The organism is Fusobacterium ulcerans ATCC 49185 (assembly GCF_900683735.1).
GTDB lineage: Bacteria > Fusobacteriota > Fusobacteriia > Fusobacteriales > Fusobacteriaceae > Fusobacterium_A > Fusobacterium_A ulcerans_A.
On sequence record NZ_LR215979.1, the window covers coordinates 139,343 to 154,118 of the forward strand.

Below are 14,776 nucleotides of genomic sequence, written 5' to 3' on the forward strand. Positions count from 1 at the left end.
AGTGGTAAAATATAAAAAAATGAGGAGGTTTTTATGAGGGGAGATATAAAGGCAGTTGAAGAATTGATGAAAGTTCTGCATGAGCAGAAACTTACAGAAATATCATATGAGGATTCTAATTTTAAAGTTACAATTAAAGGACCCCTTACTGCAGCAGTAAAGAAAGAAACAGTAAAAGAAGCTAAAGTTATAGAAAATAAAGAAGCAGTAAAATTTAAAGAGGTACTGTCTGATCATATAGGAAGATATTTCTATATGAAAAAGAATGGAGAACCTGTAATAGAAGTGGGGCAGAAAATAAAAACTGGACAGGAAATTGGATATGTTTCAACAGTTGGAGTAGATACTACTATTACTTCAAGTTATTCTGGAACTATAGAAGAAATATATATCGAGAATGGTAATCCAGTAGATTATGGAAGACCACTATTAAAGATCAAAATTTAATAATCTGAAATGATTTGGATTACCAGGAGGAAAGAAAATATGTTTAAGAAAATACTTATCGCTAATAGAGGAGAGATAGCAGTCAGGATCATAAGAGCAGCAAAAGAACTGGGAATAAAAACAGTTGCTGTATATTCAGAAGCTGATAAAGAAAGTCTTCATGTGACTCTTGCAGATGAGGCTGTATGTATAGGAGGAATATCAAGTTCAGAATCATATCTGAAGATACCAAATATAATAGCAGCAGCAGAGATTACAGGAGCAGATGCTATCCATCCAGGTTATGGATTCCTTTCTGAAAATGCAAGATTTGGAAAGATATGTGAAATGCATAATATTGCTTTCATAGGACCTAGACCTGAATGTATAATAAAAATGGGAGATAAGGCAACAGCTAGAGCAACTGCCATAGAAAATGGTGTTCCTATAACTAATGGAACTGGAATAATCAAGAGTATTGCAGAAGCTAAAAAAGAAGTAAATGAAAGAATAACATACCCTGTAATGATCAAAGCCACTGCTGGTGGTGGAGGGAAAGGTATGAGAATTGCCAGAAATGATGAGGAATTAGCTGCAAATATAGTAGCTGCTCAAAATGAAGCAGAATCTGCATTTGGAAATCCAGATGTATATATAGAAAAATTTGTAGAAGATCCTAGACATATAGAAATTCAGATAATGGGAGATAAACATGGAAATGTTATCTACTTAGGTGAAAGAGACTGTTCTATTCAAAGAAGACATCAAAAGCTTATAGAAGAAGCTCCATCATTTTCGTTACCTTACAATATCAGAAAAGCTATGGGAGAGGCAGCTGTAACTCTTGCTAAAGCTATAAATTATGACTCAGCAGGAACTTTAGAATTCCTTGTTGATAAAAATAATGATTTCTTCTTTATGGAAATGAATACAAGAGTACAGGTAGAGCATACTGTAACTGAGATGGTAACAGGTGTAGATATTATAAAACTTCAAATAAAAGTAGCAGCTGGAGAAAAATTAAACATAGCTCAGGATGATGTTATATTATATGGGCATGCTATTGAGTGTAGAATCAATGCTGAAGATCCTGAAAATGATTTTCTTCCATCACCAGGAGTACTTACAAAATATATAGTTCCTGGAGGAAATGGAATAAGAGTTGACTCGCATTCATATCAAGGATATGAAATCAGTCCATACTATGATTCAATGATTGGAAAATTAATAGCTTTTGGAATAAACAGAGAGGAAGCTATTGCAAAAATGAAAAGAGCTCTAAGCGAGTATATAATTGAAGGAATAGATACTACTATTCCATTTCATTTAGAAGTATTTAACAATGAATTATATCTTGAAGGAAAAACTTCAACTAATTTCATAGAAGAGAATTTTTCTAAAAAAAATAATTAAGTATAGTTTTTTTTAACAAAATTAGATATAATAGAATTACATAATGCATGGAGGTGTTTTCAATGAATGAATTAGGAAATATAAGAATAGCTGATGATGTAGTGAAAACAATAGCTGCAAAAGCTGCAGGGGATGTAGAAGGTATTTATAAACTTGCTGGTGGAGTAGTAGATGAAGTTAGTAAGATGTTAGGTAAAAAAAGACCAACTAATGGAGTTAAAGTAGAAGTAGGAGAAAAAGAGTGCAGCATCGAAGTATTTGTAATCGTAGAATTTGGATATCCAATTTCAGAAGTAGCTCATGAAGTTCAAAAAGCTGTATTGAAAGCAGTATCTGAATTAAGTGGACTAAAAGTTGTTGAAGTAAATGTATATGTTCAAGATGTAAAAATCAGAACAGAAGGAACTTCTGAAGAAGAGGAAGATACAGAAGAAGGATTATAATATAAAGAGGCGTCTCAAAGCGCCTCTAAACTTTTATTAAAGGTGGTATTATTATGACTAATAAATTTCTTTTTTTTCTAGGATGGGTAGGAATATTTATATTATCGATCACTGGAATAGTATGTATTGTAATGCCGGATTTTATTGTAAAATTTAATCCATTAGACTCAACAAAAACTAATGTTGCTATTGTTGTTATATGTGTAGCATATTTCTTGCTTTGTATCTTAAAACTTTTCTCTATGTTTGAAAAAACTGGTGATTATGAAATAAAAACAGAAAATGGAAAAGTAACTATATCAGCAGCTTCTGTTACAAATTTTGTAAAAGAAATGTTATCTAGAGATAAAGATGTAGAAGGTATTAAAGTTTTTACAGGAAAAAGAGGAAGAAAATTCTTTGTGAAAATAAAACTTGATATGCTTACAGATGGAAATATTGCAGAAAAGACTGCTTCTATTCAAGATGGATTGAAAAAAAGATTGGCTGATAAGATGGGATTAGAAGTTGATACTGTTGAAGTACAAATTTCTAAACTGTCAATAAAATCTCAAGATACTTCAGAAGAATAGAGGTGATCATATATGTTAGCTGAAATGCTTGAAAAGTTATTAGTATCCCTTGTAAATAATTGGAAAAAATATTTAGGGTGCTTTATAGGATTTGTTTTAGGAATTCTCCTTGTGGAGTATGGTCTGCCTAAAACAGTTTTTATAATAGTTCTAAGTATTATAGGATATAAAATGGGAGATATGACATTTATAAAAAGAATTAAAAAATTTATATTAGAGAAAATAAAAGAGGATTAGAAAGGAAATTTAATGAGTAGAAGATTAGCGAGGGAAGAGTTATTTAAGTTAGTATTTGAAGGGGAAATAAATGAAGAAAATACTAAAGATATATTAGAAAGTTATTTAAAAAGAGAAGAAATTCTTCAAAATGAAAATGAGATAACTTTTATTAAAAAATATATGAATGGAATAGCTGAAAACAATGATAAGATCCTAAAAACAATAGAAGAAAAAATAACAGGATGGAGTTTTGAAAGAATAGGAAATGTAGAAAAAGCTCTTTTAAAAATTTCTGTTTACGAGATCTTATGTGAAGATACACCTCACGAGATAGTTATAAATGAAGCAGTGGAACTTGCAAAAATGTATGGAGATGAAAAAACATCTGAATTCATAAATGGAGTCCTTGCTAAGGTAGTTAATAACTAAATACTAAAAATGAAATCAAAACAGCCGTTTTTGCGGCTGTTTTTTTTATGCATTATAAAACCATAACCAATATATTAATCTAAAAGATTTAAAGATAAAGAATTAAATAAAAAACTATTGACATTTAGTATAAAAAATAGTAAATTTAAAATATAATACATTCTATAGAATGTATAAAAAATAGGAGGAAAGTATGAAAAATATTGATGACTAAAGCAGTTATGTCAATAGTAGAAATAAATCTTGGAATAAAATAAGGGAAAGAGTTCTTAAAAAGTATCTTTGGAAAAATATAATATTCATCTGGGAGGGATATAATGAAAAATTTTAATATGAAAGAGTATATTACAGAACTAGAAAAAATAGTAAATATAGAAAGTGATAGTAAAAATATAAAAGGTGTTGCTGAAGTAGCAGATTATTTTTATGATAAATATAAAAAATTATTTTTAAATGTGGAGAAAATCCAAAACTATTCAGAGGTAGGTCCTTGTTTAAAAGTAACAAATACAAATGAAGAAAATTATGATGTGCTTTTTTTAGGGCATATGGATACAGTTTTTCCAAAGGGAACAATAGAAGAAAGACCTTTTAAAAAAGAGGGGAATAAAGTATTTGGACCAGGGGTAATAGATATGAAAGGACCATTACTTTCATTGTATTATGCTGTAAAGGAATTAGTTGATAAAGAAAATTTAAAAAAGTTCTGTATTTTATTAAATAGTGAAGAAGAAATTGGTTCAAAACACTATGGAGAATTAATAGAAAGAATAGCAGAAAAAAGCAAATATACTCTGGTGATAGAGCATGCAAGACCAGATGGGGCATTGGTAATAGAAAGAAAAGGTTCTGGAGGATATGATATAGAATTTACTGGAAAAGCTTCCCATGCAGGAAGTGCTCCTGAAAAAGGGAGAAATGCTATAAGTGAAATGGCATATTGGATAAATAAATTGAATGAAGTTACTGATTTTGAAAAGGGGACTACTATTAATTGTGGTATAGCAAATGGGGGAACAGCAAAAAATGTAGTGGCAGAAAAAGCTTATCTTGGAATGGAATTTAGAGTAAAAAAAGTTGAAGCTGTTGAAGAAATAATCAAGAAAATAGAGGATTTGAAAAAACATGCTGAGGAAAAAGAAATAAAATTAAAAATTATAGGAGGACTAAATAGAGGCCCAATGGTTTTTAATGAAAAAAGCAAGAAATTATTTGAAATAATAAAAGAGGCAGGAAAAGAATTAGAAATTGAAATAAAAGGGGTTTCAAGTGGGGGAGGGTCAGATGGAAATATTACATCAAGTGTTGGAAGTCCTACAATAGATGGATTAGGGCCTATTGGAGGTGGACAGCATAGTGTAGATGAATATTTAGAATTAGATTCTGTTGAAGAAAGGATAGAGCTAATAGTAAGAATAATGGAAAAATTAAATTAAAACATATTGGGAGGGGAATTATATGCAAGGAAAAAATAAAGGGTTATTTAACAAATTTTTAGATGGGGTAGAAACAGTTGGGAATAAACTTCCTCATCCTGGAACAATATTTCTTATTTTTGCAATAATGGTAGTTATAATTTCTCATTTTGCATTTTTAAGTGGAGCTGAAGTAACTTTTAAAGCAATAAATAAAGATCATCAATTAGTGGATAAAACTGTGAAAGCAGTTAGTTTATTGACACCAGATGGAATAAGATGGATGTTTAAGTCTATTGTAAAAAACTTTACTGGATTTGCACCTTTAGGAATGGTATTAGTAGCCATGTTTGGAGTAGGAGTAGCAGAAGAAACTGGATTATTGACAGTAATGTTGAGAAAACTTGTTTTGAGCGCTCCTAAATCAATAATTACTGCTGTAATTGTTTTTGCAGGAGTAATGTCAAATATAGCAGCAGATGCAGGATATGTTGTTCTTGTACCATTGGGAGCATTGATATTTTTAAGTTTTGGCCGTCATCCACTAGCTGGGTTGGCAGCAGGTTTTGCTGGGGTATCTGGAGGATTTTCAGCCAATTTGTTGATTGGAACTCTTGACCCACTTTTAGGGGGAATAAGTACAGAAGCTGCAAGATTATTAGATCCTAATTATACTGTATTTCCAACAGCTAACTATTATTTCATGGCAGTATCATGCATTTTAATTACAATAATAGGAACTTTAATAACAGAAAAAATAGTAGAACCAAGATTAGGGAAATATGAAGGAGATCAAAAAGTAGAAATAACTGAAATAACTCCAATAGAACAGAGGGGATTAAAAGCAGCTGGATTATCATTGCTAGCTTTCTTTATATTTATAGGATGTCTAACTATTCCAGAAAGCGGAATTTTAAGAAATCCAATAAATCATTCTTTAACAGATCATTCTCCATTGATGGATAGTATGGTTCCAATAATTAGTTTAGGGTTTATGATACCAGGGATTTTTTATGGAATATTTTCTAAAAAAATAAAGAGTGATAAAGATGTAATTAAAGGAATGAAAAATTCAATGGCTTCAATGTCTGGGTATATCAGTATTGTATTTTTTGCTAGTCAGTTTATTGCATATTTTAAATACTCTAATTTGGGAACTATTTTAGCAGTTAACGGAGCAGATTTTTTAAAGGAAACAGGTTTTACAGGTCTTCCTCTAGTAATGGCATTCATTCTTCTCTCTGCATTTATGAATTTATTTATGGGATCAGCTTCAGCAAAATGGACTATCATGGCTCCCATATTTGTACCTATGTTTATGGGAATAGGGTTTGCACCAGAGTTTACACAAGTTGTATATAGAATAGGGGATTCTACAACTAATATTATCACTCCTTTGATGTCAAATTTTGCAACAGTAATTGCTTTTGGTCAAAGATATAATGATAAACTTGGGATAGGAACACTTATATCTATGATGATTCCTTATACAATTTTATTCATGATTTTCTGGACTATATTGCTGGTAATATGGTATGTGTTTAATTTGCCATTAGGACCAGATGGAGTTATTCACTTAACTAATATGATTTTCTAAATATTGTGATGATTATTAGGCTGTAAGTATAGAAATATATTTACAGTCTTTTTTTATATAATAAAAAAAATCACAGAAAAATATGTGATGGAAAAGTTTTAATTGTATAAAAGATATTTAAAATTTTATATGCTGAATTATAAAACATACTTAAAATTAAATGAATACATAAAGGTCTTTTTTACATATAAATATGAACTTTGAGATTTAAATCAATCTTTATAAAAGCAGGAGTATACATAAAAGCAACTCTTGGTTGATAGATTAATATATTTTTTTATGATAAAATTATAAAATATGAGTAAAATGATAGAGGAAGGGAAAATATGATAGAACTAGAAAAACATCCAGTTGAAACAGAAGCAGGAGATCAATTTAGAGAATGTATTATAATGACAGCTTCAAAAAATCAAAAATTGAAAATGAGAGATCTTTTAGAAATGAGCAGGGAAATTGGTTTTTTAATTGAAGAATCTCAGCATGCAGATTATTTCGATCCTTTTGCTATCATGCTGGCAGAACTTTTTACAGAATATCAGAATTATGGAAGATTTCCTAATTGGATATATAATATGGATGATGTCAAAGAAGTTGTTATAGATGAGAAAACAAAAGACTTGCTTCTACAAGTTCTTGACGATATTTATAATGAGAACAAAGTAGAGGGAAGAGAAAGAAATATCTGTATTCAATGGGAAAAAACTGAAATGAGTGAAATCTGGAAAAAGTATTTGGAGTCTTTGATATATTCTTTAAAAAAAGCTGTTCCTTATAAAGAAACAGAAGAGGAAATAATTGAAAGAAAAAAGAAAGAAGAAAAAGAAAATAAATCTGGAAAGGGAATAATTTTATTTTTTGTATTGATGTTTGGAATCATATTTATAATGGGAGTCTATATATTATATAATTCAGTAATGCTTTTAAGAACAGAAAAAATTCTACAAGGAATAGTAGCTTTATTATTTTCAGCAATAACTTTATTTTTCTCAGGAAAATTGTTTTTTGGTTTTTTTAAGAGTTTATTTAAATAGGAAATAATAACACAAAGGGAGAGGTATGATCAAAAATATACATATAGGAAGAATTTATAGAAAAAAGATTAAATTTAGGATAAGAATAATTACTGCTCTATTGATAGTATCAACAGTAATAATGTTATATTACAGATACAAATAAATTTTATAAAATAACAAGTGGGAAAGAATAAATTCTCCTTACTATTAAAATAATTCAAAATAAAGTATAATATATTCAAAGTAATTTTATAATTAATGGAAAAGAGGGATATAAATGAGAAAAATATTGTTTTCAATATTCATATTTTCTTTAAGTATGATAGCTATGGCTGTCAGTGGAAAAGTAATCAAAGTATCTGATGGAGATACTATTTTGCTTCAATCTGGAAGTCAGAGGATAAAAGTAAGAATGTATGGAATAGATGCTCCTGAATTAAAACAGAACTATGGAGAAGATTCTAAAAATTATTTAGAAAAAAGAATATTGAATAAAAATGTTGATGTAAAAGTGATAAATGAAGATAAGTATGGCCGTAAAGTAGGAAAAGTGTTTTACAAGAATAAAGATATAAATTTAGAAATGATAAAAACAGGAAATGCTTGGTTTTATGAATATCATGCTAAAAAAGAAAAAGAATATAGAAAAGCATCTAAAAGTGCTCAGGAACAAAAATTGGGGCTATGGAAAGATAAAAATCCACAGAATCCAAGGAATTTTAGATTAGAACACAGAAGAGAGGATTAAAAATATGAAAAAAGAGATAAAAAGATTTAGAGAATTAATTAAAGAAAAAAAACTGATAGATTCATCATTGGGAATATTGCAATGGGATTTAGAAACAACTACTCCAAGAAAAGGAAAGGAACTTCTTTCTGAGATGGTAGGATATCTAAGTATGAAAAGCTATGATATAGTTACCTCAGAAGAATTTTTAAATCTTGTGAAATTTTTAAAAGCAAATGAGAAGGAATTAGATGATATTCAAAGAAAAGAAATAGATGATATGGCTGAAGAGATAGAGAAAATAAGTAAAATACCTCCTCATGAATATCAAGAGTATTCAGAACTGACTGCTAAAACTCAAGGTGTGTGGGAAGAGGCAAAGGCTAAAAATGATTTTAATATGTTTAAAGAAAATTTAAAAAAGATATTTGAATTTAATATAAAATTTGCAGAATATCAAGGGAAAAAGGATAAAAAAATATATGATATAATTTTAGATGAGTATGAAAGAGGAATGAATACAGAAAAGCTGGATGAGTTTTTTGGAGCATTGAGAGCAGAGATAGTTCCACTTCTAAAAAAGATAATGGAAAAAAATAAAAACAGTAAGATATCAAGTTTAAAGGCAAAAGTAAATGTTGATGAACAGAAAAAATTCAATAGATTTTTAAGCGAATATTTGGGATTTGATTTTGACAGAGGAGTAACAGCTGAAAGTGAACATCCTTTCACACTGAATCTGGATAAGAATGATGTAAGGCTTACTACTAAATATATAGATGATATGCCTTTTTCTTCAATATTCAGCACTATTCATGAAACAGGGCATGGAATATATGAACAGCAGGTAGGAGATGATTTACAAGGAACTACTTTAGCTACTGGTGGTTCTATGGGGCTTCATGAATCTCAATCGAGATTTTATGAGAATATGATAGGAAGAAGTATGAGTTTCTGGAAGGGAATATATGATAAAAACATAGATATATTTCCACTTCTTAAAGAAATAAAAATAGATGAGCTATACAGGGAGATAAACAGAGTAGAACCTTCTTTTATAAGAACAGAGGCAGATGAGCTTACATATTCACTTCATATAATGATTAGATATGAAATAGAAAAAGGAATAATTAATGGAGAGATAGAGATAGATAATCTTCCAGAAGTGTGGAATGAAAAGATGAAAGAGTATCTAGGAGTAGTACCAGAAACAGATAGAGAGGGAGTACTGCAGGATGTGCATTGGGCATGCGGGCTTATTGGATATTTTCCATCTTATGCACTGGGAAATGTATATGCTGCTCAATTATATAATACTATGAAAAAAGATATGGATGTAAGTTCTCTTCTTGAAAATGGTAAACTAGACAGGATAAAAGGATGGCTGAGAGATAGAATACATATTTATGGAAAACTAAGAGAAACAGCTGAACTTATTCAAGAGATAACTGGAGAAGAGCTTGAACCAAAATACTATATAGAATATTTAAAAGAAAAATATTCAAAAATATATGATCTCGACTAAACAACAGGAGGGGAAACATTTGAAAAGACTAAGGAACATTTATTTGATTATAGCTGTATTTTTCACAATTTTTTCGGTTATATTTTCAGCACCATCATATAAAATAGACAGTCTGGATATAACAGCTAAAATACAGGAAGATGGGTCAGTGATTATCGAAGAGATAGCTCTGTATAATGCCAGTGAAATAAATGGAGTATTATATAATATTGATGCTAAAGGATATGGAAAATTACAGTCATTAGAGGTTTTCTATGAAAAAAATGGAGAATTTGTTTCAGCAGTAAATAGCAGAGGAACTGCTTCAGGAATGTATACTGTATCAACAAGTGATGATCTTTACAAGATAAAACTTTATTCTCCTATGAGAAATGAAAAAAGATATTTTGGATTCAGATATGTTTTGCCAAGAGGTGTAACAGTATATGAGGATATAGCTCAATTTAACAGAAAAATGGTAGGAAGAGGCTGGGAGAACAGTATAAAAGACGTTTCTGTAAAAGTGATACTTCCTAAAGAGGTAGATAAGGATAAAATACATGCTTTTGGACATGGACCACTTACAGGAAATATAGAGATATTAAATGGGAAAGAAATACTTTTTACATTGAAAAATTATAGACCAGGAGAATTTGTTGAAACAAATATACTTTTTCCAAAAGAGATAGTCAGCAAAATAAATCCAAGCTATATAAAAAAAGCAAAAGGTTATGAAAGTATAATGGCTATGGAAAAAAACTTAGCTGAAGAGTCAAACAGAGAAAGAGATAGAGCAGTAAGAGGAATGATTTTAAATAGAGGTGTTTTCTATGGAGGAGTGGCTTGGTGGCTGTTTTTAATGATATTTATTTACTTGAAAAATGGTAAAAAATATAAAGTAACTAATCCTTATGGAGAATATTTCAGAGAGCTTCCAGATGATTATACTCCAGCTGTAGCAGGAACATTAGTATCAAGAAAAATGTATCCAGCTCCAACACATCTTTTTGCCACTGTAATGGACTTGGTAAGAAAAGATTATTTAGAAATGGAAGAAATAAATGAAGTTAATTCAAAGGGAAAAAGTGTTAAAAAAACTATATTGAAAAAAATAAGAGAAGGAACTTCAGAGCTAAAAGATTATGAAAAATTAGTTTTAAAATGGTATATAAATGAACTTGGAGATGGAGAAAAAGTAGTATTGGAAGATGTAGAAAAATATGTTAGTAAAAATCTTACAAATGCTAAAAAATTTAATGCTAATTTTGAGAAATGGAAAACCTTTGTGTATACTGATATGCTTTCTAAGGGATTAAAGCAGGACAAAAGAAATAAATTGGCTGTAGCTCTTGGGGTTATAACAGGAATACTTTTATTTATTGGAGGAATGGTACTCATAGTTATATTCCAAGATCCTAAATTTATGTTATTTAATTTTCTTGGAATCCCATTAATAGTATTTTCAGCAGCAGTGAGCAGACCAAGCAAAGAAAAAGAGGAAGCATACTCAAGATGGAAAGCTTTTAAGAAATTCCTTGTAGACTACAGTAATTTAGAGGAGGCAAAATTAGCTTCAATACATTTATGGGAACATTACTTTGTATATGCAATAGCTCTTGGGGTAGCTGAAAAAGTAGCAGCAGGATATAAGAAAATAGCTGCACTAAGGGGAGAAGAGGATATTAATTTAAGAGTTGGAAGAAATAGAATGACTCTTATGAATACATATCTTTATACTAGAGCTTTTAGAACTATGGAAAGTTCAACAGTAAAGGCTGCATCCCGTTCTATGAGCGAAGTTGCAAAATCTACAAGATCTTCCTCAAGTGGTAGTGGCGGAGGATTCAGCAGAGGCTCTTCTGGCGGTGGAGGAAGCCGTGGCGGAGGGGGAGCTTTCTAGCAAGGGAAGCTTTATAAAATAAAAATATTAAAGGAGTAAAAATATGATAATTCTTATAGTTGTAATTGTTTTATTAGTTCTTTTAACTGTATCTTATCAAAATAAATTTGTTAAACTTCATGAAAGAGTAAAAAATTCTTGGAGCCAAATAGATGTACAGCTTCAAAAGAGAGTGGATTTAATACCTAACTTAGTAGAAACTGTAAAAGGATATGCTACACATGAAAAAGAAACATTAGATGCTGTAATTTCGGCAAGAACTCGTTATACAACAGCTTCTACAGTAGATGAAAAGATGAAAGCCAGTGGAGAATTAAGTGGACTTTTAAGCAGACTGATGGTAGTATCAGAGAGTTATCCTGACCTTAAAGCAAACACTAATTTTATGGACTTACAAAAACAACTGAAAGATATAGAAGATAAAATAGGATATGCACGTCAATTTTACAATGACACTGTTACATCATATAATCAAAGTATAAAAATGATACCTGGAAGCATTTTTGCAGGAATATTTAAATTTACAGAGGAACCTTTATTCAAAGCAGCAGAGGGAGCAAAAGAGGTCCCTAAAGTTAAATTTTAATTTTAAAAATAACTATTGACAATGCTTTCTCTATAGCAAACAGATAAAATTAAAAAAATCTGTTTATTATAGAGGAAGTTTTTTATTTTTTGAAAAAATTAAGAAAATAAATAAAATAACATATAATTTTAGAATAGTTATCATTATAAAGTAAAATGATTTAAAAAATTGACTTTTACAGATAAAAAGAATACAATAAGATATATAGTATTTAAAAATATTTGCTAATTTACTAAAATGGGGAGGGGTTATTATGAAAGAAAAGTTTAAACTTGCAGGCTTGGAAATGAAATATTTTATTCCCATAGTCATAATACTTACAGCAGCAGTAGCTTTAGGAAAACTTCCAAAAGGAATGCTTGGGGCATTTCCTATAATGATAGCTATTGGAGCTATTTTGGATTATATTGGAAACAAAACTCCAATAGTAAAAGATTATCTTGGTGGAGGGCCTATAGTTATAATATTTGCTTCAGCTGCATTGGTTTATTTTAATATACTTCCAAGTAATGAAACAAAGATAATTAAAGACTTTATGACAACACAGAGTTTTCTTGACTTCTATATTGCAGCATTGATAGTTGGAAGTATTATGGGAATGAACAGAAAACTTTTGATAAAGGCTGCAATGGGATATCTTCCTGTTATTATAGGAGGAGTAGTTGTTTCAATACTATTCACTGGGGTAATAGGATATATTTCTGGGTATGGCTTTGTTAATGCAGTTTTCTATATTGCAATTCCTATAATGGGAGGAGGAATGGGAGCTGGAGCAGTACCATTATCACAAATTTTTGGACAGGCTCTTAATAAGCAGCCAACAGAATTATTGGCAGTAATGGTTCCAGCAGTGGCACTGGGAAATGCTCTGGCAATAGTAGCTGCAGGGTTATTGGATAAATTAGGGAAAAGATTTCCAAGTCTTACTGGAAATGGGAAACTTTTAAAAGCTCAAGATGCTGAAATGACAGAAGAGAAAAAACATACACCGCTTCAATATGAAGAGCTTGGAATGGGGCTTCTTATGGCTACATCATTCTTTATTTTTGGAAATATTCTAAGTAAATTTATACCTATTCATGCATATGCTTTAATGATAATTTCAGTAGCAATTGTAAAAATATTAGGAGTAGTAAATGAATATTATGAAGAATGTTGTGCTAAATGGTTTAACTTTATAATGAAAAACTTTACATCAGCTCTTTTAGTAGGAATAGGAATAGCCTATACAAGTTTAAAAGAGGTAATAGAAGCATTCAGCCCAATATATCTTTTATTAGTTGCTGCCACAGTAATTGGAGCAATTGTAGGAACTGCTATTGTAGGACATTTGATAGGGTTCTATGTAATAGAAGGTTCTATAACAGCTGGATTATGTATGGCAAATATGGGTGGAACTGGAGATGTGGCAGTTATGTCAGCAGCTCACAGAATGGAACTTATGCCTTTCTCACAAATTTCATCAAGAATAGGGGGAGCTTTCATGCTTCTGCTTACCTCAATCTTGATAAATTTATTGAATTAGATTTATTTGATTATAAATAAATGATAAATGGGGAGAATCTTGATGGATGTATATGGATTTCTCTCCATTTTTTTATTTTAAAAGATAATTTATGTGTAGAATAAAGATTAAAAATAAAGTTAATTATATGTTGATTTTTTTAGAAAAATGTTTTATTATGTAAAAATATATATATCTAAAAAATTAATAAAAAGATTTAAAGTAAAGTCATTAATCATAAGGAAGGAGGTAAATTGGATGAATGATAATTTTACTATGAACCTTAGTGTTTATGAGATAGGCTTGAGAATAGGAATGGCTATCATTATAGGTGGTATGATAGGTTATGAAAGAGGTCATAATAACAGACCTGCTGGATTTAGGACTCATATACTTGTATGTTTGGGAGCAGCAGTAGTTTCTATGGTGCAGGATCATTTGAGAATAAACATAGTCAGATTTGCTATGGAAAATGGAAATGTAGCTCAGGTTATAAAAACTGACTTAGGAAGAATAGGTGCTCAGGTAGTAAGTGGGATAGGTTTTCTAGGAGCGGGAACTATAATGAGAGATAAGGGAACTATAGGTGGACTTACAACAGCAGCTTCTATCTGGGTAACTGGATGTATAGGATTGGGAGTAGGATGGGGATTCTATAGTATGTCTTTTCTTTCAGGGCTTGCAGTTCTTTTAGTTCTTATAACATTGAAGAAAGTAGAAAGAAGATTTATTGATGATAGGACAATTTCAAAAATAGAAATAGAATATGATGCTGAAATTAATAATGGAATGTATTATTCCAACACTAATGAAATATTTAAAGAGTTTAGTATAAGAGTGAGAAGTATGAAAAAAGATCCTAATGAAAATAGAATATTATATACCCTTGTTATTCCAAGACAGTATAGTATTTTAGATCTTACATCTGAATTCTCCAAGAATAAAGAAGTAACTTCAATAAAAATAATTAAATAAAAAATGAGGGCCAGATTCAAAATTATATCTATTTGAAATAAGACCCTCTTTTT

General features: G+C 30.0%; 15 protein-coding genes. All 15 read left to right on the top strand.

Going from position 1 to position 14,776, the window contains the following annotated elements:
- Positions 1 to 33 precede the first annotated feature (33 nt).
- The 15 genes from E0E45_RS00645 to E0E45_RS00715 all read left to right on the top strand — a co-directional run bounded on the left by E0E45_RS00645 (position 34) and on the right by E0E45_RS00715 (position 14,723).
- Positions 34 to 447, top strand: coding sequence for an acetyl-CoA carboxylase biotin carboxyl carrier protein (locus E0E45_RS00645; protein ID WP_130889360.1), 414 nt, complete (start codon positions 34 to 36; stop codon positions 445 to 447).
- 39 nt (positions 448 to 486) lie between these two features.
- Positions 487 to 1,839: an acetyl-CoA carboxylase biotin carboxylase subunit gene (accC, locus tag E0E45_RS00650; RefSeq protein ID WP_130889361.1), complete on the top strand. Its 1,353-nt coding sequence runs from the start codon at positions 487 to 489 to the stop codon at positions 1,837 to 1,839.
- A gap of 62 nt (positions 1,840 to 1,901) precedes the next feature.
- Positions 1,902 to 2,282: an Asp23/Gls24 family envelope stress response protein gene (locus E0E45_RS00655; protein ID WP_005949322.1), complete on the top strand. Its 381-nt coding sequence runs from the start codon at positions 1,902 to 1,904 to the stop codon at positions 2,280 to 2,282.
- A gap of 53 nt (positions 2,283 to 2,335) precedes the next feature.
- Positions 2,336 to 2,854 (top strand): alkaline shock response membrane anchor protein AmaP, encoded by a 519-nt coding sequence (amaP, locus tag E0E45_RS00660; protein ID WP_130889362.1) that lies wholly within the window; start codon positions 2,336 to 2,338, stop codon positions 2,852 to 2,854.
- Positions 2,855 to 2,866: 12 nt separating this feature from the next.
- Positions 2,867 to 3,091 carry a DUF2273 domain-containing protein gene (locus E0E45_RS00665; RefSeq protein ID WP_130889363.1) on the top strand — a complete coding sequence of 75 codons (225 nt, stop codon included), beginning with the start codon at positions 2,867 to 2,869 and terminating at the stop codon, positions 3,089 to 3,091.
- 12 nt (positions 3,092 to 3,103) lie between these two features.
- A complete protein-coding gene (gene nusB, locus E0E45_RS00670) occupies positions 3,104 to 3,502 on the top strand; it encodes a transcription antitermination factor NusB (protein WP_130889364.1) in 399 nt (132 codons plus the stop codon).
- 317 nt (positions 3,503 to 3,819) lie between these two features.
- A complete protein-coding gene (locus E0E45_RS00675) occupies positions 3,820 to 4,938 on the top strand; it encodes a M20 family metallopeptidase (protein WP_130889365.1) in 1,119 nt (372 codons plus the stop codon).
- Positions 4,939 to 4,960: 22 nt separating this feature from the next.
- Positions 4,961 to 6,514: an AbgT family transporter gene (locus E0E45_RS00680; protein ID WP_130889366.1), complete on the top strand. Its 1,554-nt coding sequence runs from the start codon at positions 4,961 to 4,963 to the stop codon at positions 6,512 to 6,514.
- A gap of 326 nt (positions 6,515 to 6,840) precedes the next feature.
- Entirely contained in the window at positions 6,841 to 7,545 is a 705-nt protein-coding gene (locus E0E45_RS00685) for a hypothetical protein (RefSeq protein ID WP_130889367.1), read from the top strand.
- A gap of 259 nt (positions 7,546 to 7,804) precedes the next feature.
- A complete protein-coding gene (locus E0E45_RS00690; protein ID WP_130889368.1) occupies positions 7,805 to 8,275 on the top strand; it encodes a thermonuclease family protein in 471 nt (156 codons plus the stop codon).
- A gap of 4 nt (positions 8,276 to 8,279) precedes the next feature.
- On the top strand, positions 8,280 to 9,779 hold the full coding sequence (locus E0E45_RS00695) for a carboxypeptidase M32 (RefSeq protein WP_130889369.1): 1,500 nt from the start codon (positions 8,280 to 8,282) through the stop codon (positions 9,777 to 9,779).
- 19 nt (positions 9,780 to 9,798) lie between these two features.
- Positions 9,799 to 11,658, top strand: coding sequence for a DUF2207 domain-containing protein (locus E0E45_RS00700; RefSeq protein WP_130889370.1), 1,860 nt, complete (start codon positions 9,799 to 9,801; stop codon positions 11,656 to 11,658).
- A gap of 43 nt (positions 11,659 to 11,701) precedes the next feature.
- Positions 11,702 to 12,244: a LemA family protein gene (locus E0E45_RS00705; RefSeq protein ID WP_130889371.1), complete on the top strand. Its 543-nt coding sequence runs from the start codon at positions 11,702 to 11,704 to the stop codon at positions 12,242 to 12,244.
- Between the two features lie 253 nt (positions 12,245 to 12,497).
- A complete protein-coding gene (locus E0E45_RS00710; RefSeq protein WP_130889372.1) occupies positions 12,498 to 13,769 on the top strand; it encodes a 2-hydroxycarboxylate transporter family protein in 1,272 nt (423 codons plus the stop codon).
- Between the two features lie 237 nt (positions 13,770 to 14,006).
- Complete coding sequence (locus tag E0E45_RS00715; RefSeq protein WP_130889373.1) at positions 14,007 to 14,723, top strand: MgtC/SapB family protein; 717 nt, start codon at positions 14,007 to 14,009, stop codon at positions 14,721 to 14,723.
- The last annotated feature ends 53 nt before the right edge of the window (positions 14,724 to 14,776 follow it).